Here is a 19,620-nt window from a genome sequence, read left to right on the forward strand (position 1 = left end):
TAACGGGGAAAACTTCACACAGTTTTCATCGTTTCCTTTCGCGTCATGGTGCTATGTGCCATGACTTTTCCCAAATGGTCGGAACAACCGATGGACCTGGAGGCGATGGTTAAAGCGTCCGATCACATGGGCTTTTCAGCGCGGCGGCTGTTGCAGGAAGCGCCCTGGGTCGGGACGGAAGCCACCTGTGGCCAGGTGGCGCAGATGTTCCAGGACGATCCGACCCTGCCCGCCATTGTGGTGCTGGCCGACAAGGGTGCCCGCATCCCCGCCGGGCTGGCCGACCGCAGCACCTTTCTTTTGCATTTCGCCCAACGCTATGGGCGCGATCTTTATACCAAGCGGCCGGTGCTGCATCTGGGGGATCGCCAGCCGCTGCTGGTGCCGCTGGATGCCGATCTGGCGGAAATCAGCGACAGGATCAGCCGGGAAAAGCCCGATGCCCTGCATCGCGGCTTCATTCTGGTGGATGAAACGGGTGCCTATGCCGGGATCGGGCTGGGCATCGATGTAATGCGCCTGACGGCGGAGCGCACGGCCCAGGCGCTGGAGCAGTTGCGCAGCACCCAGCGCGACCTGATCCAGAGCGAGAAGATGGCCGCCCTTGGCGGGCTGGTGGCCGGCGTGGCGCATGAAATCAATACGCCGCTGGGCGTGGCCGTCACCGCCGTCACCGCCTTTGCGCAGGAGACGCAGAAATTCCGGGAGGCCTATCAGACCGGCAAGCTGCGCCGCAACGACCTGGAAGAATATGTGCAGTCTGCGGGGGAGGCGCTGGGCTTCGTCCAGGGCAATATCACCCGCGCCGCCGATCTGGTGCAGGCCTTCAAGCAGGTGGCGGTGGACCAGACCAGCGACCTGCCCCGCCAGTTCGACCTGGGTGAATATGTGGGTGAGGTGTTGCGCAGTCTGGTGCCGCGCCTGCGCCGCAGCCCGCACTGGCTGGATACCTATCTGCCGACGGGTGTGCAGGTCTATAGCGCGCCCGGTGCCATCGCCCAGATCATCACCAATCTGGTGATGAATGCGCTGACCCATGCCTTCGGGCCGCAACAAGGCGTGATCGCCATCCGCCTGTCCGACGGCCCCCATCCCGACCTGCTGCAGCTTTCCATCAGCGATGATGGCTGCGGCATCCCCGCCGAGAACCTGCCGCATATTTTCGACCCGTTCTTCACCACGAAACGGGACGAGGGGGGGACTGGTCTGGGCCTGCATGTGGTCTATAATCTTGTCACGCAGCGGCTGCGTGGACGGATTGATGTGGAAAGCACCCCCGGCAAGGGCACACGTTTCCAGGTCACCTTCCCCCGGCAATTACCCCGCGAATAAGCGGTTTCGGCCCGCCCAGCACTGGTTTTTTTGTTGACCAAAAAGAACAAAACGTGAATATGTGTCACACAAAGTCCGCGAAAGCACGATGAAGAAGACGCTGAAAGAACGCCTCGCCATCCTGTCGGATGCGGCCAAATATGATGCTTCCTGCGCCTCCAGCGGGACGGAGCGGCGGGATTCCGGGCGCAGTGGCGGGCTGGGATCAACCGAAGGGTCGGGCATCTGCCATGCCTATGCGCCGGACGGGCGCTGCATCTCGCTGCTGAAAATCCTGCTGACGAATTTCTGCATCTATGACTGCGCCTATTGCATCAACCGCTCTTCCAGCAATGTGGAGCGGGCGCGGTTTTCCGTGGAAGAAGTGGTCTGGCTGACGCTGGAATTCTATCGCCGCAACTATATTGAGGGGCTGTTCCTCTCCTCTGGCATCATCCGTTCTTCCGATCACACGATGGAAGAGCTGGTGCGGGTGGCCCGCATTTTGCGCACCGAGCATGGCTTCCGGGGCTATATCCACCTGAAGACCATCCCCGATGCCTCCCCGGCCTTGATTGAGGAGGCGGGGCTTTATGCCGACCGCCTGTCGATCAATATCGAATTGCCGACCGATGCCGGCATCGACAATTTCGCCCCGCAGAAGCACCCGACCCGCATCCGCGCGGCGATGGGCGATCTGCGGCTGAAGATCGATGCGGCGGCGGAGCCCAGCTTCCGGGGCCGGCGCAAGCGCTTTGTGCCCGGCGGGCAAAGCACCCAGATGATTGTCGGCGTGGATGGCGCCAATGATGCCACCATCCTGGCCTCTTCCGCCCGGCTTTACGGCCATTACCGTCTGCGCCGCGTCTATTATTCCGCCTTCAGCCCGATCCCGGATGCCTCCAAGGCACTGCCGCTGATCAAGCCGCCGTTGCTGCGCGAACATCGGCTCTATCAGGCCGATTGGCTTTATCGCTTCTATGGTTTCGCGGTGGAGGAGATCACCCGCACCCGGCCGGATGGCAATCTGGATCTGGAGATTGATCCCAAGCTGGCCTGGGCGCTGGCCAACCGGGAACGGTTCCCCATCGATATCAACCGGGCGGAACGGGAGATGCTGTTGCGCGTGCCGGGACTGGGACCGCGCAGCGTCAACGCCATCCTCTCGGCCCGCGCCCATAAGGCGCTGCGGCTGGAGGATTTGGGCCGGCTGGGCGTGTCGCTGCGCAAGGTCCGCCCCTTCATCGCCGCCCTGGGCTGGACGCCGTTGCGGCTGGTCGACCGGTCGGACCTGCGCGACCTGTTCGCCCCCAAACCCGAACAATTGAGCCTGTTCTGATGCTGACCCTCCTGCTGGACGGGCATGGCGAACTGGCGGAATGGCGGGCGGCCGCCCGCACCCTGCTGCGGGCCAGCGTCCCGCCGGAGCGGGTGGAATGGCGGCAACGGGGAGGTGCGACGGGTGACCTGTTCGGCGGGCAGATGGAGGGCAGCCCCCTGCCCCCGCCCGATCCGCAGGCCCCCGCCGCCACCGTGCCGCGCGCCTTTCTGGAACTGGCCGAGGCGGTGATCTGCCACAGCGATCCCGTCCGCTTCGCCCTGCTCTATCGCTTGCTCTGGCGCTTGCAGGGGGAACGGGCCTTGCTGGAGATGCGGGCCGACGCCGATGTCGTCCAGGCCAACCGGCTGGAAAAATCGGTGCGGCGGGACGCGCATAAGATGAAGGCGTTTGTCCGTTTCAAGGAATTGCCGGATGGCGAAGGGCAACCGCGCCGCCGCTTCCTCGCCTGGTTTGAGCCGGAGCATTTCATCGTCGGCCGCACCGCCGGCTTCTTTCAGCGCCGCTTCACCGATATGGATTGGATCATCGCCACGCCCAAGGGCACATCATCCTGGGATGGGCAGCATCTGCGCTTTGATCCGGCCCCGGCGAACAAGCCGGACCTGCGCGATGCAGCGGACGATCTCTGGCGCACCTATTACGCCCATATCTTCAATCCGGCGCGGCTGAAGGTGCAGGCGATGCAGTCGGAAATGCCCAAGAAATATTGGAAGAACCTGCCGGAAGCCGACCTGATCCCCGACCTGATCGCCGGGGCGGAAGCCCGCGTGCGGGAGATGGCTGCGCGGGCGGCCAGCGACCCGCCGGCCTTCCATCACCGGCTGCGCGCCCGGGAAAAGGCGGCGGGGCGGGAGGGGGACACCTAGCCCGCTCCACGCCCCGCCGCTTTGTCCTCAATGCAGGCTGACCGGCCCGCCGGCTGCCTTTTCCGACACGCCGGCATCGGCGAAGGTGCCCATATTCAGATGACAGGCCAGGGCGGAGCGCAGCAGCGGGATGGCCAGGGCAGCGCCCGATGCCTCCCCCAGCCGCATCCCGAAATCGAACAGGGCCTGCTTGTTAATGGCGGCCAGCAGCCGGGCATGGCCGGGCTCGGCACTCTTATGCGCGACAACGCAATGGTCCAGGGCCTTGGGGTCGGCCTTGTGCAGCACGGCGGCGGCGGCCGTGCAGGCAAAACCATCCAGCAGCACCGGCACACGGGCCAGACGGCAGGCGATGATCGCCCCGACGATGGCGGCCAGTTCCTCCCCGCCCAAGCAGCGCAGTGCTTCGAACGGATCCGTCAGGGCCTGCGGGTTGGCGGCCAGCCCGGCATCGACCACGGCGGCCTTCCGCTTCAGCCCCTCTTCATCCACGCCCGTCCCCGGCCCCACCCAGTCGGCACCGGTGCCACCGAACAGGGCCGCGCAAAGCGCGGCGGCGGAGGTGGTGTTGCCAATACCCATTTCGCCCAGGCACATCAGATGCAGGCCCGGCTCCACCGCCATCATGCCATAGGCGGTGGCACGGGCGCAGCGCGCCTCATCCATGGCCGGGCCATGGGTGAAATCGGCGGTCGGGCGGGCGAGGTCCATTTCATAGACGCGCAGATCGGCATCGGCCGCCGTCGCCAGTTGGTTGACGGCGGCATGGCCATTGATGAAGGCCTGCACCATCTGGGCATTGACCGACGCCGGATAGGCGGACACCCCATGGGCGGCCACGCCATGCGCCCCGGCAAACACGGCGATACGCGGATGGGTCAGTTCCGGCGGGGCCTTGGCCTGCCAGGTGGCCAGCCACTGCACCAGCGTTTCCAGCCGACCCAGCGCGCCGCGCGGCTTCAACAGGTTCTGTTCGCGCTGCAGGGCTGCCGTGGCCGATTCCAGATCCGGCCCCGGCAGTTCCTTCAACACCTTGCGGATATCATCCATCGACGGGGCATCATCGTGATGATGGTGGTGATGGTCATGATCGTGCGGATGGTCGTGATCGGCGGGCATCGAGAATGGTCCTGTGACGGTGGCCCCAAGGGGGACGACGGCAACGGCGCTGGCGGCGCAAGCCACACTCCCGTATACCGATGTGATGGACGATGCAACAAAGCAGCACAGGCCCTCTCCGCTGGCGGAGTTTGTGGCCGCCGTGATTTTCCTGACCCGCCTGCCGATCCGCTGGCGCGGCCCCTGGCCGCCTGAACTGGACCGGCGGGCGCTGGCCTGGTTCCCCATTGTCGGCGCCCTGATCGGCGCTGTCGGCGGGCTGCTTTATTGGGGGCTGACGCTGGCGGGGCTGACGGCCCCCTTGGCCGCCCTGGTGACAGTGGCCGGCCTGTCGCTGCTGACCGGGGCGCTGCACGAGGATGGGCTGGCCGATGTGGCGGACGGGTTTGGCGGCGGGCGCGACCCCGCCGCCAAGCTCTCCATCATGAAGGACAGCCGCGTCGGCACCTATGGCGCGCTGGCGCTGATCCTGGCTGCCTTGGCCCGCATCGGCGCGCTGGCCACCCTGGCCGACCCGCGGCTGGTGGCGCTGGCGCTGATCGGGGCGCATGGCTTCTCCCGCGCGCTGCTGCCGGCCATGAAGCTCTGGCTGCCCGATGCGCGGGCGCAAGGGCTGTCCGCCAGCCAGGGCCGGCCGGACCGGGCGCGCGCCGTCATTGCCATCGTCATCGGCTTTTCCTTTGCCGGCACCACGCTGGGCAAGCTGGGGTTGCAATCCGGCCTGATCGGGTTGGATATCATGGCCCTTTCCGCCCTGACGGTGATCGGGCTGGGCTGGCTGGCCCGTCGGCAGATTGGCGGGGTGACGGGCGATGTGCTGGGGGCCGCCCAGCAACTGGCGGAAATCGCCTTTCTGCTGGGCATTGTCGCTGCCCGCAGCCCATGAGCGCGATGATCACCACCCGCTGGTGGTGGGTGCGCCATGCCCCCATCGCCGTCGCCCCCGGCACCATCGCCGGACAGGCCGATTTGCCGGCCGACCTGTCGGACAGCACCGCGCTTGCCGCCCTGGCCCGGCGCCTGCCGGCCGGTGCGGTGTGGATCGCCACCCCGCTGGCCCGCACCCAGGCCACGGCACGGGCCTTGGGTGCCCCGGAACTGCGGCTGGAGCCGGATTTCAGCGAACAGCATTTCGGCAGCTGGCAGGGCCGCACCCATGGCGCGGTCTGGGCGGAGGAGCGGGCCACGGCAGAGCAATTCTGGGCCGACCCTGCCCACGCCGCCCCGCCAGCGGGGGAGAGTTTCGCCCAGCTCTGCGCCCGCGTGGCCGCCGCTGTGCAGCGCCAGTGCCAGACCCTGGCCGGGCGGGACATTGTGGCCGTGGCCCATGCCGGCCCCATCCGCGCCGCCATCGGTCAGGCCTTGGGCATCACACCGGTGCATTTATTGCCGTTGGCGGTGGATTGCCTGCATCTGACGCGCGTTGATCATATGGCGATGGCGGGCCAGCCGGACGCCTGGCGCCTTGGCGCTGTCAATATTCCGCCCTGTTGAGGCCCATCTGATCATTCAGGCTGTTATACCAAGGGGCATGGGACATGACCCTTGAAGGCCGGCGACCGCCGGCCCGCGCCCCCGTGGGCGCGTAAGCCAAGCTGCCGGAGGCAGCGCCCGGCGTCTGAGGGAGCATACGAATACCAAGAGTCATGATCCATGGCTCTTGGTATTATACATCGTCGTCAGGCTGGCCGCACCTTGTTCAACCGTGTTACCTGACAGACATCCAGAGATTTCGAAAAGACAGGCGACGTGAAGACAGGAGTGGGTTCGATGAAGCGTTTCGCGATGGCCCTGGCGGGTCTGGTGCTGGCGATTTCTGCGCTGGTGCGCCCGGCCTATGCCTTGACCGAGCCTGAATTGATGGTGGAGCGGGCGCGGGTGACGGCGCTGACCCTGCTGACCGACCCGGAATATAGCGACCTGAAGAATCTGGTCGGCCGCGCCCGCGCCGTGCTGATCCTGCCCAATGTCATCCAGGCCGGTTTCTTCATCGGTGGCGGCGGCGGTACGGGCGTCATGGTGGCGCGCGGCGATGATGGCGCCTGGAGCGGCCCGGCCTTCTATACCCTGGCAGAGGCCAGCTTCGGCCTGCAATTCGGTGGTCAGGCTTCCGAAATGATCGTCGTCATCATGACCCAGAAGGGCCTGGACGCGGTGATCGACCGCAAGGTGAAGCTGGGGGCCGACGCCAATGTCGCCATCGGGGAGTTGGGCACCGGCGTCGGCGCCTCCTATGGCGTCGGCCTGTCGTCGGACATCTATGTCTATTCCAAGACCAGCGGCCTGTTCGGCGGCATGGCGCTGGAAGGCTCCGTCATCGCGCCGCGCAGTGAATTCAACGACAAGTTCTATGGCCAGCCGACCGACCCGCGCGCCATCCTGGTCGACCGGCATTTCTATCGGCCCGAAGCCCAGGCCCTGGCCAGCGCCCTGACCCCGGCGCAGTAAGGATCACGGCCCGGCCGCTTTCTCAGGCGGTCGGGCCCAGCTTTTCCTCAATCCGGCGTAAACTGTCGCGGATTTCCAGCAGCACCTGCAGGCTGTCCGTCGCGGCCGGCGGAGTCGCTTCAGGCACCGTTTCGCCCCGGCACGCCGCATCCCGCAGGCGCAGCACCTTTTCCTGAAAGGTCCGGGCATCACGCAGGCCCAGCAGCTTGATGCCGCCGCCCAGCGCCCCGGCCTCGCTGCTGCCGCCCGCCGTTTCCAGCGTCAACCGGGTCAGGCCCAGCATGTTCAGCACCGGCCCCCGCAGCAGGGACATATCCTGGATCTTGTCCAGCGGCACGGCACTTTCCCGCTGAAACAGGATGCCGTGCTGAAAATAAAGCCGCCGGCTGGTCACATGGCAGCGGATGGTCGGGTAATAATGGCTGGCCCACCACCAGGCCGCCGCAAGCGACAGCGGCAGGAGCACCAGCCCCACCACGGTCACGCACAGCAGGAAACTGGCCTGCAAAAACAGATATAGCCGCAGCTTGGGATCGAATTCCGCCACCAGCAGCGGCACATCCTGTCCCTGCGCCTCAACCGCCTGTTCAGCCATGGGTTTTCCCCTTGTTGCCAATGGGGGACAGGATGCACGCAAGCCAGCGCATCCGCCAGCGCCGGCTGATACTCCTTTGCCTCAAACGCCGGCGCCAACATCCGTTGGCTTGGCTTCACGCGGCATGGGCCGCGCGGCGGCAGTCGCCGCCGTGCCGGGTTACGATGCGTTCCACCCATCGTAACCCGGCTCACAACAGGCTCAACTGGTCCCCTGGTGCCGGCGGTACCTGGAAGCGACTGCAATCCAAATCCCAGCGTCGGCCGCTCAGGCCCAGCCGTTTGGCCGCCGCCAGGAAGCGGGCGCGCAGCAGCGCGGCATAGGGGCCAGTTCCCTTCATACGGCTGGCAAAATCCGCCTGATAGAGCGCCCCATCGCGCGACTGGCGCACCAGCGACAGCACCCGGTCGGCCCGATCCGGATAATGCTGGCGCAACCATTCTTCAAACAGCGGGCCGATTTCCAGCGGCAGGCGCAGGAAAATATAGCTGGCACCGCTTGCCCCCGCCCCGGCCGCCGCTTCCAGAATCGCCTCCAGCTCATGGTCATTCAAGGCCGGGATCATCGGGCTGGCCAGCACGGAGACGGGCACCCCCGCCGCTGCCAGTTCGTGCACCGCCGCCAGACGGCGGGCGGGTGTGCTGGCGCGGGGTTCCATATGGCGGGCCAGATCGCGGTTCAGCGTGGTGATGGAGATTGCCACCCGCGCCAACCCCTGGGCCGCCATCGGCGCCAGAATATCCAGATCGCGCAGCACCAGCGCCGACTTGGTGATGATACCGACCGGCTGGTTGAAATCGCGGCAGACCGCCAGCACCGACCGGGTGATCTGCTCGCTGCGTTCAATCGGCTGATAGGGGTCGGTATTGGCGCCGATGGCCAGCGGCCGGCAGACATAGTTCTTCGCCCGCAATTCCCGCGTCAGCAAGGCAGCCGCATCGCGCTTGGCGAACAGCATCGTCTCAAAATCCAGCCCCGGCGACAGGCCCAGATAGGCATGGGTGGGGCGGGCGAAACAATAGACACAGCCATGCTCGCAGCCCCGGAACGGGTTCAGCGACTGGTCGAACGGCACGTCGGGTGACTGGTTGGTGCTGATCACCGTGCGCGCCCTGTCCGGCAGGATGCGGGTGCGCGGGCCGACGGTCTCCGCCTCTCCCTCCCCCCAGCCATCATCCACCGGCACCCGGCGTTCGCGTTCAAAACGGGAGCTTTCATTGCTGATGGCGGCCCGCCCCTTGACCGCCCGCCAGGCCAGTTCATCCATCACGCCGCCCCAAAACAGAACAATACATGAACATATCATCTATGGATGACAAGGCAAACAACCATTCAAAAGCATATTTATATGAGAAATGAATTGCCGAGCGAGGCGGCAAAAGCTAAGAATCCCGGCAGAGGAAACAGCACCCAAAGCGGTGCAACACCACCATGCAGAACGGAAAGCGCCATGAAGATCGCCCGCATTGAACTGTTCCAGGTGCCGCCCCGGTGGCTGTTCGTGCGGGTGGAGACCGATGACGGTCTGGTCGGCTGGGGTGAAGCCAGCCTGGAAGGCCATGCGGAGGCGGTGGAAGGCGCCTTCGAATCGCTGCGCGACCGGTTCATTGGTGCCGATGCCGCCCGGATTGAGGATGTCTGGCAGACCGCCTATCGCCTGGGCTTTTACCGGGGTGGCCCGGTGCTGATGTCGGCCCTGTCGGGGCTGGATCAGGCGCTGTGGGATATCAAGGGCAAGGCGCTGAACACCCCGGTCTGGCAGATGCTGGGCGGCATGGTGCGCGACAAAATCGAATGCTATGCCTGGATCGGCGGCGACCGCCCGGATGAGGTGGCGGAGTCTGCCCGCCTGCGCCGCGACCAGGGCTTCCGCGCCGTGAAGATGAATGCCACGGCGGAGCTGAACTGGCTGGCCACCAGCCGCGATATTGACGGGGTGCTGGCCCGTGCCTCTGCCGTGCAGGCGCAGGGGCTGGATGTCGGGCTGGATTTCCATGGCCGGGTGCATAAGCCGATGGCCAAACAGCTGGCCGCCGCCTTGGAACCGCTGCGCCCGCTTTTCATCGAAGAACCGCTTTTGTCGGAAAATATCGAGGGGCTGGCCCAGCTGGCAGGATTGACCACCCTGCCCATCGCGCTGGGCGAACGGCTTTATAGCCGCTGGGATTTCAAGCCCTTCCTGACCCAGGGGATCGTGGATATCATCCAGCCCGACCTGTCACACGCCGGCGGCATTTCAGAGGTGAAGCGCATCGCCACCATGGCGGAAGCCTATGATGTGGCGCTGGCCCCGCATTGTCCGCTGGGGCCGATCGCCTTTGCCTCCTGTCTGGCGCTGGCCGTCTCCACCCCCAATTTCATCATCGAGGAAATGTCGCTAGGCATCCATTACAATACCGGCGGCTATGACCTGCTGACCTACCTGCGCGACCCGTCGATCTTCGCCTTGACCGACGGCTTCGTCGCCGCCCCCACCGGCCCCGGTCTGGGGGTGGAGATCAACGAAGAACTGGTGCGCGACATGGCCCGCACCCCGCACCGCTGGCGCAACCCCGCTTGGCGCCTGCCGGACGGCAGCTTGGCGGAGTGGTAACAGCCACCCGCTCAGGCCGGCGGCGCCGTGGCCCTGTCACGGCGCGCCTGCCAGGCCAGACGCAACACCTCACGCAGCGGCCCCCAGGCCACCAGATTTTCCCATTCATCGGGCCCGGCCCAGCAGACGGCGCGCGCATCATCGCCGGCCACCGGCTCCCCCGCCCGCCATTCGGCCACCACATCCACGATGGTGTAATGGAACAGCAGGGCGCCGGCGGCATCATGGACGATATTATCCACCGCCGTCAGCACCGACCGGGCCACCGCCTCCACCCCCGTTTCCTCCCGCACCTCCCGGATGGCGGCCTGAAACAGCGTCTCCCCCAGCTCCTGGCTGCCGCCGGGCAGCGACCATTCCCCTTCCCCCGGTGGTTTGCCGCGCTGGATCAGCAGGATCTGATCGCCCTTCCAGACGATGCAGCCGACGCCGACACGGGGATGGGTCAGGGGGATTGGCACGATGCGTCCTCTGTTTAGAATAAAAAACCCCCGCCGATGAAACCGGCGGGGGTCTGACTTTCCAGCGGGAGGCCGCCGGGATCAATACATGTGCTGGCCACCATTGATGGACAGGGTGGAACCGGTGATGAAACCGGCATCATCCGCCACCAGGAACAGCACACCGCGGGCGATTTCCTCCGCCTTGCCCAGACGGCCGACCGGCACCTTGGCGACGATCTTTTCCAGCACGTTGGGCGGCACGGCGCGCACCATGTCCGTGTCGATATAGCCCGGCGCGATGGCGTTCACGGTGATGCCCTTGGCGGCCCCTTCCTGGGCCAGGGCCTTGGTGAAGCCATGGATGCCGGACTTGGCAGCGGCATAGTTCACCTGACCATACTGGCCGGCCTGACCATTGATGGAGCCGATATTGACGATGCGGCCGAAATTGCGGGCGCGCATCCCGTCAATGACGGCGCGGCAGGTGTTGAAGCAGCTGGCCAGATTGGTCTGGATCACCGCGTTCCACTGTTCAAAATTCATCCGGTGCATCACGCCGTCACGGGTGATGCCGGCATTATTGACCAGCACGTCAATGGGGCCCAGCTCCGCCTCGATCTTGGCCACGGACTCATTCACCGCGTTCGGGTCGGACACGTCGAACTTATAGGCGGCAATGCCGGTCCGTTCGGTGAACTGACGGGCAGCCTCGTCATTGCCACCATAATTGGCCGCAACAACATAACCGGCATTCTTCAGCGCGACGGAAATCGCCTCGCCAATGCCGCGCGTACCACCCGTTACCAAAGCCACTCGTGCCATTTGTTTCCCCCGTGGTTGTGAATTGCTTGGATATTAAAAGGGTGGCCCCCCGCCGGCGATCAGGCCGGCAGAGGCCGTTTTTGAAGCTCAGTCGCGCTCCACGCAGAGGGCGACACCCATGCCGCCGCCAATGCACAGGGTCGCCAGACCCTTCTTGGCGTCGCGGCGGGCCATTTCATGCAACAGGGTCACCAGCACGCGGGCACCCGATGCACCGATCGGGTGACCCAGGGCAATGGCGCCGCCATTGACATTCACCTTGGCCGGATCCCAGCCCAGATCCTTGTTCACGGCCAGGGCCTGGGCGGCGAACGCCTCATTCGCCTCAATCAGGTCCAGTTGGTCGATGGACCAGCCAGCCTTGCGCAGCGCTTCGCGCGACGCCGGGATGGGGCCGGTGCCCATGATGGAGGGATCGACGCCGGCGGTAGCCCAGCTGACGATGCGGGCCAGCGGCTGCACGCCGCGCTTGGCGGCATTGTCAGCACGCATCAGCACCAGGGCGGCAGCACCGTCATTGAGGCCAGACGCATTGCCGGCGGTGACGGTACCATCCTTCTTGAAGGCGGGCTTCAGCTTGGCCAGCGTTTCCGCCGTGGTGCCATGCTTGGGATATTCATCGGCATCCACCACCACATCGCCCTTGCGGCTGGCGATGGTGACGGCGGCGATTTCGGCCTTGAAGCGGCCTTCCTTCTGCGCGGCTTCGGCCTTCTGCTGCGAGCCGGCGGCAAAGGCGTCCTGCTCCTCGCGGCTGATCTGGAACTTCTCCGCCACATTCTCGGCGGTGATGCCCATGTGATAGCCGTTGAAGGCATCCCACAGGCCGTCCTTGATCATGGTGTCGACCAGGGCGGCGTCGCCCATCTTGGTGCCACCACGCATATAGATGGCGTGCGGGGACAGCGACATGCTTTCCTGGCCGCCGGCCACCACCACGTCAGTATCCCCCAGCAGCAGCGACTGATAGCCCAGCGCCACCGCGCGCAGGCCGGAACCGCAGATCTGGTTGATGGCGAACGCCGTGCGGCTGGACGGAATACCGGCCGCGATAGCGGCCTGGCGGACCGGATTCTGGCCCAGGCCGGCGGTCAGCACATGGCCCATCACCACTTCGGAGACTTCGGCGGCATCGGTCTGCGCACGGGCCAGCGCCTCGCGGATGGCGACCTCGCCCAGCTTGGCGGCGGGCACGCCCGCAAAGGCGCCGTTGAAAGACCCGATGGGGGTACGGGCCGCACCGGCAATTACCACTTCAACCATGGTTCCTCTCCTTGAAAGCGTGTTTGACAGGTTGTTTCACCCGTCCCTGCCCTCGGGCGTCAGATTAGGCGGAACCGGTCGGCCGGCGCAAGCCGGGCACAGGCCAATTCCCGCCCCGCGCGTACTATTGTCATGGATCAATCCCGCTTTCCCAGCAAAGTTTCAGCCGCAACCTTTTCTGGCGCCCGGCGGGGGAATACCAATGTAAACAGGGCCCCGCCCTCCGGCGCGTCCCCAACCGTCACCGTACCGCCCAGGCGCACGGTGACGATGGAATAAAGCAGGTAGAGGCCGAGCCCGGACCCGCCGCTGCCGCGCCGGGTGGTGAAGAACGGTTCAAAAATCCGCTCCCACAGGCTGGGGGGAATCCCCTGCCCGTCATCGCTGTAAACCAGTTCCACCCGATCCCCCGGCAGCAGCCGCGCCGACAGGCGCAGATGGCCCGGCCGTTCATCGGGATAGCCGTGCATGATGCTGTTCATCACCAGATTGGTGATGACCTGGGCCACTGCCCCCGGATAGCCATCCAGCTCGATCGCCTCAGGAATATCAACAGCCACCTTATGCTGGGCGCGGCGCAGATGCGGCGACAGGCTGGCCAGCACCTCCGCACTATACGGACCCAGCCGGAAAGCGCGGCGGGCGTCGCTGGACTGATCCACCGCCACATCCTTGAAGGACTGGATCAGCTCACCCGCCCGCAAGGCGTTGCGCTCGATCAGGGCGGAAAGCTCTTCCACCAGCCGCAGATATTCATCCAGCTCATGGCGGCGCAACCGGCCTTCCGCCACCCGTGCCACCAGTTCCCGCGTTTCCGCGCGCAGCTGGGAGGCACCGGTAACGGTCAGGCCGACGGGTGTGTTCACCTCATGCGCCACGCCGGCCACCATGCTGCCCAGGCCGGCCATCTTTTCCTGCAGCAGCATCTGCGATTGCGCGGCGCGCAAGTCGGCCAGCGCCTTTTCCGCCGTGCGCCGCTCGGCCACGGCGGCATCGCGGGCATCGCGCAGCCGGCGCCGGGTGCGCGTGCGCGCCGACTGCGCCGACAGGGTCGCCAGGATCATCAACACAATCGCCGTCACCATCAGGGCGAATCGCGAATGGAGATCAGGCGGCACCGGGGGCCGATAGAGCTGGCACAGATAGGTGCCGATGATGACCAGGGCGAATCCGCCGAAAAACACCAGAATGGCCCGGTTGCCACCGAAATTGCCCGTCGTGACCACCCCCACCAGGAACAGGGGCAACAGGGGGGAATGCAGTCCCCCGGTCAGATTCAGCAGATAGGCAATGGCCGTCAGCCCCATCAGGTTGTTGGCCAGCGTCACCGCATGAAAGCGGCCGGTCAGCCGCACCAGCACCAGATTGGCGGCCAGCAGCGTGGCATAGATCATCCAGGCCAGACTGGCCGGGGTGGACGGCCCCTCCTTGATGATCCAGACGCCGGAAATCACCAGCAGCCCGCCCAGAATCAGCAGGGTGATGCGCACAAAGGCGCGGGCGCGCTGAAGCTGGTTTTCATCAAAGCCAGGCTGGCGCATCGCGGTGGGGATGAACAGGTCGGTGACACGGCGCAGTGCCGCCGCCAACCTTCCCTGCAAACCCAATCGCGCCATCCCGCACCACCTCTCCGGTCAGCCCCATTCCAGGCTGAACGATATCGGGTGAAAGCTCAATCGCAACCGCGCGAGTTTTCGTGAAACTTTCGCCATTTATGACAAGGGTAGGCCGGAGGGCGGTTACAGCCCGTGGTGCTGGCGGGCCATCAGGCACGCCTCGTCCCCCGGCAGGCAGTCCCGGCAGACAATCGGCCGCAGCGCATAGATACCACAGCCTGTCGCCTCCCCCACCTTGCCGGTGAGCGCGACACAGCGATCCCCCTCGCAGCGCATCCCCGACCCGTTGGCCGCCACCATGGCCGGGGGAATGCGGGCAATATCCGCATCATCTTCCAGCGTGAAGCGCGGCCATTCGGCGGAATAGGCGCAGCAGGCGCCACAGGCCTGACAGTCAAAATCCGCCAGCGCTGGCAACCCGTCCCAATCATCCATGGTCTGTCCCCCAGCCCGCAAAAGGCATCCCCGCAGATAGGTGCATCACGCTGCTTTTTGCAAGCCTGCCCGTTAACACATGGCCGCCAGAACCACGAAATCCGGTATTGCCCTTGCAAGCGGGGGCGGGAGCGTCCATATCAGGCGGGTCATTCTTCCTACGGACTGCCGGCCTGCTGCCTTCGGGTTTCCAGATCGACGACCCATCTGGACACGTCTGATGCGGCGCGCCGGTGGCGTGCTGCCATCCCAAATCGAAGGAGAGGCACAATGCCGATCGGTTCCGTTAAGTGGTTCAACAGCACCAAGGGTTTTGGTTTCATTCAGCCGGAAAATGGCGGTTCGGACGTGTTCGTCCATATCTCCGCCGTTGAGCGCGCTGGCATGTCTTCCCTGAACGAAGGCCAGAAGGTCTCGTTCGAGGAAGAGCGCGATCCGCGCCGGGGCAAGACCTCCGCCGTCAATCTGAAGGCGGTCTGATCGCCGCAAGGCATCGGAATTGGGAAGGGGGACGCCGGGCAACCGGCGTCCCCCTTCTGCTTTATACCCTATCGTTTCAAGGAGTTGGCCCCATGGCCAAGAAGAAGGCGCCGGTGGAAACCGGCCATGTGCTGTTCGACGTCTATTATCAGGACGGTCAGCGCACCTCCAACCGCAAGGTTCCCCGTGCCCTGGTCGGCGGCCTGGATGGCGAAGATCCGGTGCGTGGGTTCATTGAGGAACAGGATCGGGAAATTGCCCAGATGTCCGGCAAGCCGCGCGGGCCGATCAAAAGCATCTCCCGCTCGCCAAACTGATCCTGTCGGGGCATTGTGCGGGCCTTATCCAATTCTTCTGCTGAAACACGCCCGCCATGCCTGAAATACTGATCGATGCCGATGCCTGCCCCGTGAAGGAGGAAACCTTCCGGGTTGCCCTGCGCTATGGGCTGACCGTGTATCTGGTCGCCAACAGCCCGCTGCGCGTGCCGGCGGAAGGCGATGTGCGGCTGGTCGTCGTCTCTGACGGGTTTGACGCTGCCGATGACTGGATCGTGGAAAAGGCGGCGAAGGACGATATCGTCATCAGCGCCGACATCCAGCTGGCCAAGCGCTGCCTGGACAAGGGGGCCCGTGTCGTCGGCCCCACCGGCCGGTCCTTTACCCCGGCCAATATCGGTTCCGCCCTGGCCAGCCGCGCCCTGATGCAGGATTTGCGCGACATGGGGGTGGTACAGGGCGGCAATGCGCCCATGTCCAAATCCGACAAATCGGCCTTCCTGCAGGAACTGGACCGGGTGATCAACGCGGTCAAACGCGGCCGGCCTTCCTGATCGTCACCTGGCCGGCGGCAGCGACCACAGCTCCCGCGTCGTGCGTTCCAGCCGCAGGGCCAGTTCCCGCATCACCGTGATGGCGATATGGGGGAACTCCATCAACATGCGAAAAAACGGGTCGCGGGCGATGCGCAGGGCAGTGACCGGGGCGATGGCCTGGGCACTGGCAATGCGGGGATGGTCGCACAGAATGCCGATCTCCCCCACGATGCCGCCCGCCGGCACATCGACAAAATCCCGCCGGCCGGTCGGCGTATCCACCACCAGCTTCACCTGCCCTTCCAGAATCAGGAAGGCCGCCTCCGGCGCCTCCTCCTGGCGGAACAGCATGTCGCCCGGATTGAAACTGACCCGCTCGCTGGTAAAGGCCAGCAGCTTCAGTTTCGACAGCTCAATATCGGCGAAGATGGGCAGGCGGCGCAATGCCTCCACCTCCGCAGCCAAGTTGGCGGCCATTATTCCCCCATGTTCCCCGATGCCGGTTGGTTCCGGTTTTTCCTTTGATTACCATAGTGGTGACTGATGACAGTCGCCTTGTCCAGCTTTGCCGCCCTGCAACAATGAACGCTGCACCGCCCCCTGATCTATTCTTCTGGGCCCAGCCGATGGCGCCGGGCGATGCAGAACGGCTGTTTGCCGCCGCACAGCGGCTGGCCGCGGGCGGCTGGAACGTGCAGCTGGCCTGGGGCGGGGAAGGCCCGCCGAGGTCGGGCCCGGCGCTGACCGTCGCCGCACTGACCCCGGCTGCCCATTGGCGGGCCGATCAACCAGAGTTGATTCTGGAGGGAGAAGGCAGGCTGGCGGGCCATGCCTGGAAGAAACAGCGCGCCGCCAGCCTGCTGGCCCTGTTCGCGCGCAGCCGGCCGGCCCTGCTGCTGCTGGACCGGTTTCCCTTCGCCCAGCAGGCTTTCCGATATGAGCTGCGGCCCATGCTGGAAATTGCCAGCCGCCGCACCCCCAAGCCCCGCATCGCCAGCCTGTCCACCGGGAACGGGGTGGCCGAACCGGCAATGCGGGACCTGATTGACCTGATCATCTGCGACCCGGCTGACCTGCCGCGCCCCTGATCGCTTACGGTTCGGCGGAAACCTGCACCGCCAGCTTGCCGGTATTGCCACCGCTGAACAGCTTGGCGAAAGAGGTCAGGGTATTTTCCAGCCCCTGATCCAGGTCCACCTTCCATTTGATCTTGCCGGCCGCCACCCAAGGGCCCATCTCGGCATACATTTCCGCCATGCGGGGCGCATAATCCAGCACCAGGAACCCTTCCATCCGCGCCCGGCGCGATACCAGAATGGACAGGTTGCGCGGCCCCGGCTGCGGCTCGGTGGCATTATATTGGCTGATGGCGCCACAGAAGGGGATGCGCCCCTTGATGTTCAGCAGTTCCAGCACCGTCTCGGTGATTTCCCCGCCGACATTTTCGAAATAAATATCCACGCCCTGCGGCACGGCGGCGCGCAGCTGCTTGCGCCAGCCCTGGGCCTTGTAATTCACGGCGGCGTCAAGGCCCAGCTCCCCGGTCAGCCAGTTGCACTTCTCCTCCGACCCGGCGATGCCGACGGCGCGGCAGCCCTTCAGCTTGGCAATCTGCCCGACCAGGGAGCCGACGGCACCGGCGGCGGCAGAGACCACCACGGTCTCCCCTTCCTTGGGCTTGCCGATATCCAGCAGGCCGAAATAGGCCGTGGCCCCCGTCATGCCCAGCGGCCCCAGATAGGCCAGCAGCGGCAGACCGGGGATATTGGGCACCTTGCCCATGCCTTCACCATTGGTGATGACGTAATCAGCCCAGCGCCCCATGCCCATGACAATGTCGCCAACCTTGATCCGGTCATGGTTGGAGATATCCACCACGCCCAGCACCAGCCCGCGCATGGTGGTGCCCAGCGGCACCGCCGGCAGATAGCTGTCATATTGCATCCAGACCGCATTGGTCGGGTCCAGCGACAGATAGATGGTGCGCACGCGATATTCGCCCGGCCCCGGTTCCGGTGCCTTCTCTTCCCGCAGGCTCAATACTTCCGCGAAATTGCCACCCTTGGGGCGGGCGTCCAGCAGCCAGTGCCGGTTCACGGCGGGGTCAAAGGCGGCCATGGTTTCCTCCGTCCATCATTGCACCGGACCGTTGATCCGGCCCTGCCGCAGCATCGTTCAAACGCCTGTTCGAGACAACCGATTTCCATCCGTCGATAGAACGAAGGAATTATATCTAAAACGATTTCAATATCGATATTTGCCAACTGTGCGCCGCCCCCTGCCCGCTGTACTATGCGGGAAAAATTGAAAAACAGCGCAACCGGCAGGCAGGAAGCGGACAAACAGGTATGGCCCTGGGTTTACCAAGCTTTGACGAAGCAACGGAACGGCGTTTCGACGAATGGCGGGAAGCCCGACTGCGCGATGCGCTGGCCTGGCCGATCGGTGCGGGTGCCCTCTCCCTGCTGACCTTCGTCATCTGGGATCTGGTGCTCGACCCGTCGCGCTTCTGGCTGGTGGTGCCGATCCGGCTGGCCGCGTCGGCATTGATGCTCTGGTGCGCCTGGTGCATTTCCCATCGCCCGGCGATGCCGTTGTTGCCCATGGCAATGGTGGCGGTGACCGCGGGCACCGGCTGTGTGGGGCTGACCCAATATCTGTTGCCCGATGGTTTTGTGTACGGCCCAGCCGGGCTGGCCATCTTTCCCACCGTCTCGGCCATTTGCGTCACCCGGGCGCAGTTGGTGCCTCTGGTCAACCTGCCCTCAGCCCTGCTGGTGGGCTTGTTGCTGTGGGCGGATGGGCTGACGGGCTTTCCCCTGTTCAATACGCTCAGCTTCTTCGCCACCGGCATTTTTGCCGCCTATGTGCTGGCCCATGCGCTGGAACGGACCGCCCGTTATGGCTTTCGTCTGGAATTGCAGCTGGAGGGGGAGGCGCGGCTGGACCCGCTGACCGGCATCGCCAACCGCCGCCGGCTGGAGGAACAGGGCGAACAGGAAGTGGCCCGCGCCCGCCGTTTCAAGCGCCCGCTGACCATGCTGCTGCTGGATTTGGACCATTTCAAATCCATCAATGACCGGTACGGCCATGCCACGGGTGACCATGTGCTGCAAGCGGTGGCGCGGCTGGTGGGCAATAATCTGCGCCAGACCGACCTGTTCGCCCGCCTGGGCGGGGAGGAGTTCGTCGCCCTGCTACCGGAAACAGACCTGGAGACGGCGCAGAGTCTGGCCGAACAATTGCGCCACCTGCTCTCCTTCACCCCCTTGCGCCATGAGGGGGCAGAGATTGAGGTGACGGCCAGTATCGGGGTTGCCGCCTATTGCCCGGAACTGTCCAGCCTTGCCGCCATCCTGCGCGCCGCTGACGAGGCGCTCTACGCCGCCAAGGCGGGCGGGCGCAATCAGGTGGTGGTGGTGCGCCGGGCAGCAGCCGGCTAAAGAGGCTTTCGCCGAAAGTCCATCTGGCAG

22 protein-coding genes are annotated in these 19,620 nt (G+C 65.2%); 12 read left to right on the forward strand and 10 right to left on the reverse strand.

Annotation, left to right across the window (positions count from 1 at the left end; all coding sequences use genetic code 11):
• Positions 1 to 60: 60 nt before the first annotated feature.
• From CHB97_RS07850 to CHB97_RS07860, 3 genes are all read left to right on the forward strand, one after another.
• Positions 61 to 1,332: a sensor histidine kinase gene (locus CHB97_RS07850; protein WP_160105664.1), complete on the forward strand. Its 1,272-nt coding sequence runs from the start codon at positions 61 to 63 to the stop codon at positions 1,330 to 1,332.
• An 88-nt stretch (positions 1,333 to 1,420) separates the two neighbouring features.
• Entirely contained in the window at positions 1,421 to 2,650 is a 1,230-nt protein-coding gene (locus tag CHB97_RS07855; RefSeq protein WP_089287419.1) for a putative DNA modification/repair radical SAM protein, read from the forward strand.
• The gene (locus tag CHB97_RS07860) at positions 2,650 to 3,519 is read left to right on the forward strand and encodes a TIGR03915 family putative DNA repair protein (protein ID WP_089287420.1); all 870 of its coding nucleotides are present in this window, start codon (positions 2,650 to 2,652) and stop codon (positions 3,517 to 3,519) included. The genes CHB97_RS07855 and CHB97_RS07860 overlap by 1 nt, the downstream gene beginning before the upstream one ends.
• A 27-nt stretch (positions 3,520 to 3,546) precedes the next feature.
• On the opposite strand, the gene cobT is transcribed toward CHB97_RS07860, so the two are convergent.
• Positions 3,547 to 4,569 (reverse strand): nicotinate-nucleotide--dimethylbenzimidazole phosphoribosyltransferase, encoded by a 1,023-nt coding sequence (gene cobT / locus CHB97_RS07865; RefSeq protein ID WP_371332997.1) that lies wholly within the window; start codon positions 4,567 to 4,569, stop codon positions 3,547 to 3,549.
• Between the two features lie 154 nt (positions 4,570 to 4,723).
• On the opposite strand from cobT, the gene cobS reads away from it, so the two are divergent.
• The 3 genes from cobS to CHB97_RS07880 all read left to right on the forward strand — a co-directional run bounded on the left by cobS (position 4,724) and on the right by CHB97_RS07880 (position 7,086).
• Positions 4,724 to 5,524, forward strand: coding sequence for an adenosylcobinamide-GDP ribazoletransferase (gene cobS / locus CHB97_RS07870; RefSeq protein ID WP_089287422.1), 801 nt, complete (start codon positions 4,724 to 4,726; stop codon positions 5,522 to 5,524).
• Positions 5,521 to 6,132 carry a histidine phosphatase family protein gene (locus CHB97_RS07875; RefSeq protein ID WP_089287423.1) on the forward strand — a complete coding sequence of 204 codons (612 nt, stop codon included), beginning with the start codon at positions 5,521 to 5,523 and terminating at the stop codon, positions 6,130 to 6,132. Before cobS ends, CHB97_RS07875 begins: the two co-directional genes overlap by 4 nt.
• A 276-nt stretch (positions 6,133 to 6,408) precedes the next feature.
• Positions 6,409 to 7,086, forward strand: coding sequence for a lipid-binding SYLF domain-containing protein (locus CHB97_RS07880; protein WP_089287424.1), 678 nt, complete (start codon positions 6,409 to 6,411; stop codon positions 7,084 to 7,086).
• A 22-nt stretch (positions 7,087 to 7,108) separates the two neighbouring features.
• On the opposite strand, the gene CHB97_RS07885 is transcribed toward CHB97_RS07880, so the two are convergent.
• Together CHB97_RS07885 and CHB97_RS07890 are read right to left on the reverse strand one after the other, a co-directional pair.
• Positions 7,109 to 7,681 (reverse strand): PH domain-containing protein, encoded by a 573-nt coding sequence (locus tag CHB97_RS07885; RefSeq protein WP_089287425.1) that lies wholly within the window; start codon positions 7,679 to 7,681, stop codon positions 7,109 to 7,111.
• A gap of 190 nt (positions 7,682 to 7,871) precedes the next feature.
• Entirely contained in the window at positions 7,872 to 8,948 is a 1,077-nt protein-coding gene (locus tag CHB97_RS07890; protein WP_089287426.1) for a PA0069 family radical SAM protein, read from the reverse strand.
• Positions 8,949 to 9,131: 183 nt separating this feature from the next.
• Between CHB97_RS07890 and dgoD the strand changes: the two genes are divergently transcribed.
• Complete coding sequence (dgoD, locus tag CHB97_RS07895) at positions 9,132 to 10,274, forward strand: galactonate dehydratase (RefSeq protein ID WP_089287427.1); 1,143 nt, start codon at positions 9,132 to 9,134, stop codon at positions 10,272 to 10,274.
• A gap of 11 nt (positions 10,275 to 10,285) precedes the next feature.
• Here the strand turns inward: dgoD and CHB97_RS07900 are convergent, their stop codons facing one another.
• The 5 genes from CHB97_RS07900 to CHB97_RS07920 form a co-directional block, all read right to left on the reverse strand.
• The gene (locus tag CHB97_RS07900; RefSeq protein ID WP_244559457.1) at positions 10,286 to 10,735 is read right to left on the reverse strand and encodes an NUDIX hydrolase; all 450 of its coding nucleotides are present in this window, start codon (positions 10,733 to 10,735) and stop codon (positions 10,286 to 10,288) included.
• Between the two features lie 81 nt (positions 10,736 to 10,816).
• Positions 10,817 to 11,539, reverse strand: a complete 723-nt coding sequence (gene phbB / locus CHB97_RS07905) for an acetoacetyl-CoA reductase (RefSeq protein WP_089287429.1) — start codon at positions 11,537 to 11,539, stop codon at positions 10,817 to 10,819.
• Between the two features lie 87 nt (positions 11,540 to 11,626).
• A complete protein-coding gene (locus CHB97_RS07910) occupies positions 11,627 to 12,802 on the reverse strand; it encodes an acetyl-CoA C-acetyltransferase (protein WP_089287430.1) in 1,176 nt (391 codons plus the stop codon).
• Positions 12,803 to 12,939: 137 nt separating this feature from the next.
• Complete coding sequence (locus CHB97_RS07915) at positions 12,940 to 14,418, reverse strand: sensor histidine kinase (protein WP_089287431.1); 1,479 nt, start codon at positions 14,416 to 14,418, stop codon at positions 12,940 to 12,942.
• Between the two features lie 123 nt (positions 14,419 to 14,541).
• Entirely contained in the window at positions 14,542 to 14,853 is a 312-nt protein-coding gene (locus tag CHB97_RS07920) for a YkgJ family cysteine cluster protein (protein WP_089287432.1), read from the reverse strand.
• A gap of 270 nt (positions 14,854 to 15,123) precedes the next feature.
• Here CHB97_RS07920 and CHB97_RS07925 point away from each other — a divergent pair, with 270 nt between their 5' ends.
• The 3 genes from CHB97_RS07925 to CHB97_RS07935 all read left to right on the forward strand — a co-directional run bounded on the left by CHB97_RS07925 (position 15,124) and on the right by CHB97_RS07935 (position 16,165).
• Positions 15,124 to 15,333 carry a cold-shock protein gene (locus tag CHB97_RS07925; RefSeq protein WP_089287433.1) on the forward strand — a complete coding sequence of 70 codons (210 nt, stop codon included), beginning with the start codon at positions 15,124 to 15,126 and terminating at the stop codon, positions 15,331 to 15,333.
• 92 nt (positions 15,334 to 15,425) lie between these two features.
• Positions 15,426 to 15,650: a hypothetical protein gene (locus tag CHB97_RS07930; RefSeq protein ID WP_089287434.1), complete on the forward strand. Its 225-nt coding sequence runs from the start codon at positions 15,426 to 15,428 to the stop codon at positions 15,648 to 15,650.
• A gap of 56 nt (positions 15,651 to 15,706) precedes the next feature.
• A complete protein-coding gene (locus CHB97_RS07935) occupies positions 15,707 to 16,165 on the forward strand; it encodes a YaiI/YqxD family protein (protein ID WP_089287435.1) in 459 nt (152 codons plus the stop codon).
• A gap of 3 nt (positions 16,166 to 16,168) precedes the next feature.
• On the opposite strand, the gene CHB97_RS07940 is transcribed toward CHB97_RS07935, so the two are convergent.
• Positions 16,169 to 16,624, reverse strand: a complete 456-nt coding sequence (locus tag CHB97_RS07940) for a cyclic nucleotide-binding domain-containing protein (RefSeq protein ID WP_089287436.1) — start codon at positions 16,622 to 16,624, stop codon at positions 16,169 to 16,171.
• 149 nt (positions 16,625 to 16,773) lie between these two features.
• Between CHB97_RS07940 and CHB97_RS07945 the strand changes: the two genes are divergently transcribed.
• The gene (locus CHB97_RS07945; RefSeq protein ID WP_089367408.1) at positions 16,774 to 17,235 is read left to right on the forward strand and encodes a hypothetical protein; all 462 of its coding nucleotides are present in this window, start codon (positions 16,774 to 16,776) and stop codon (positions 17,233 to 17,235) included.
• A 4-nt stretch (positions 17,236 to 17,239) separates the two neighbouring features.
• On the opposite strand, the gene CHB97_RS07950 is transcribed toward CHB97_RS07945, so the two are convergent.
• Positions 17,240 to 18,265 carry an NADP-dependent oxidoreductase gene (locus CHB97_RS07950; RefSeq protein WP_089287438.1) on the reverse strand — a complete coding sequence of 342 codons (1,026 nt, stop codon included), beginning with the start codon at positions 18,263 to 18,265 and terminating at the stop codon, positions 17,240 to 17,242.
• A 230-nt stretch (positions 18,266 to 18,495) separates the two neighbouring features.
• Between CHB97_RS07950 and CHB97_RS07955 the strand changes: the two genes are divergently transcribed.
• Positions 18,496 to 19,590, forward strand: a complete 1,095-nt coding sequence (locus tag CHB97_RS07955) for a diguanylate cyclase (protein WP_089287439.1) — start codon at positions 18,496 to 18,498, stop codon at positions 19,588 to 19,590.
• Positions 19,591 to 19,620 lie beyond the last annotated feature (30 nt).

Origin of the sequence: Azospirillum sp. RU38E (genome assembly GCF_900188385.1) — a bacterium.
Lineage (GTDB): Bacteria > Pseudomonadota > Alphaproteobacteria > Azospirillales > Azospirillaceae > Niveispirillum.

Bases quoted from the DNA above. Each gene is read 5' to 3' on its own strand.
- CHB97_RS07940 (WP_089287436.1), bottom strand. From the start codon at position 16,624: ATGGCCGCCAACTTGGCTGCGGAGGTGGAGGCATTGCGCCGCCTGCCC.
- cobS (WP_089287422.1), top strand. From the start codon at position 4,724: ATGGACGATGCAACAAAGCAGCACAGGCCCTCTCCGCTGGCGGAGTTT.
- CHB97_RS07885 (WP_089287425.1), bottom strand. From the start codon at position 7,681: ATGGCTGAACAGGCGGTTGAGGCGCAGGGACAGGATGTGCCGCTGCTG.
- CHB97_RS07860 (WP_089287420.1), top strand. From the start codon at position 2,650: ATGCTGACCCTCCTGCTGGACGGGCATGGCGAACTGGCGGAATGGCGG.
- CHB97_RS07880 (WP_089287424.1), top strand. From the start codon at position 6,409: ATGAAGCGTTTCGCGATGGCCCTGGCGGGTCTGGTGCTGGCGATTTCT.
- cobT (WP_371332997.1), bottom strand. From the start codon at position 4,569: ATGGATGATATCCGCAAGGTGTTGAAGGAACTGCCGGGGCCGGATCTG.
- CHB97_RS07920 (WP_089287432.1), bottom strand. From the start codon at position 14,853: ATGGATGATTGGGACGGGTTGCCAGCGCTGGCGGATTTTGACTGTCAG.
- CHB97_RS07915 (WP_089287431.1), bottom strand. From the start codon at position 14,418: ATGGCGCGATTGGGTTTGCAGGGAAGGTTGGCGGCGGCACTGCGCCGT.
- CHB97_RS07935 (WP_089287435.1), top strand. From the start codon at position 15,707: ATGCCTGAAATACTGATCGATGCCGATGCCTGCCCCGTGAAGGAGGAA.
- CHB97_RS07850 (WP_160105664.1), top strand. From the start codon at position 61: ATGACTTTTCCCAAATGGTCGGAACAACCGATGGACCTGGAGGCGATG.
- CHB97_RS07925 (WP_089287433.1), top strand. From the start codon at position 15,124: ATGCCGATCGGTTCCGTTAAGTGGTTCAACAGCACCAAGGGTTTTGGT.
- CHB97_RS07910 (WP_089287430.1), bottom strand. From the start codon at position 12,802: ATGGTTGAAGTGGTAATTGCCGGTGCGGCCCGTACCCCCATCGGGTCT.
- CHB97_RS07855 (WP_089287419.1), top strand. From the start codon at position 1,421: ATGAAGAAGACGCTGAAAGAACGCCTCGCCATCCTGTCGGATGCGGCC.
- dgoD (WP_089287427.1), top strand. From the start codon at position 9,132: ATGAAGATCGCCCGCATTGAACTGTTCCAGGTGCCGCCCCGGTGGCTG.
- CHB97_RS07945 (WP_089367408.1), top strand. From the start codon at position 16,774: ATGGCGCCGGGCGATGCAGAACGGCTGTTTGCCGCCGCACAGCGGCTG.
- CHB97_RS07955 (WP_089287439.1), top strand. From the start codon at position 18,496: ATGGCCCTGGGTTTACCAAGCTTTGACGAAGCAACGGAACGGCGTTTC.
- CHB97_RS07950 (WP_089287438.1), bottom strand. From the start codon at position 18,265: ATGGCCGCCTTTGACCCCGCCGTGAACCGGCACTGGCTGCTGGACGCC.
- phbB (WP_089287429.1), bottom strand. From the start codon at position 11,539: ATGGCACGAGTGGCTTTGGTAACGGGTGGTACGCGCGGCATTGGCGAG.
- CHB97_RS07890 (WP_089287426.1), bottom strand. From the start codon at position 8,948: ATGGATGAACTGGCCTGGCGGGCGGTCAAGGGGCGGGCCGCCATCAGC.
- CHB97_RS07875 (WP_089287423.1), top strand. From the start codon at position 5,521: ATGAGCGCGATGATCACCACCCGCTGGTGGTGGGTGCGCCATGCCCCC.
- CHB97_RS07930 (WP_089287434.1), top strand. From the start codon at position 15,426: ATGGCCAAGAAGAAGGCGCCGGTGGAAACCGGCCATGTGCTGTTCGAC.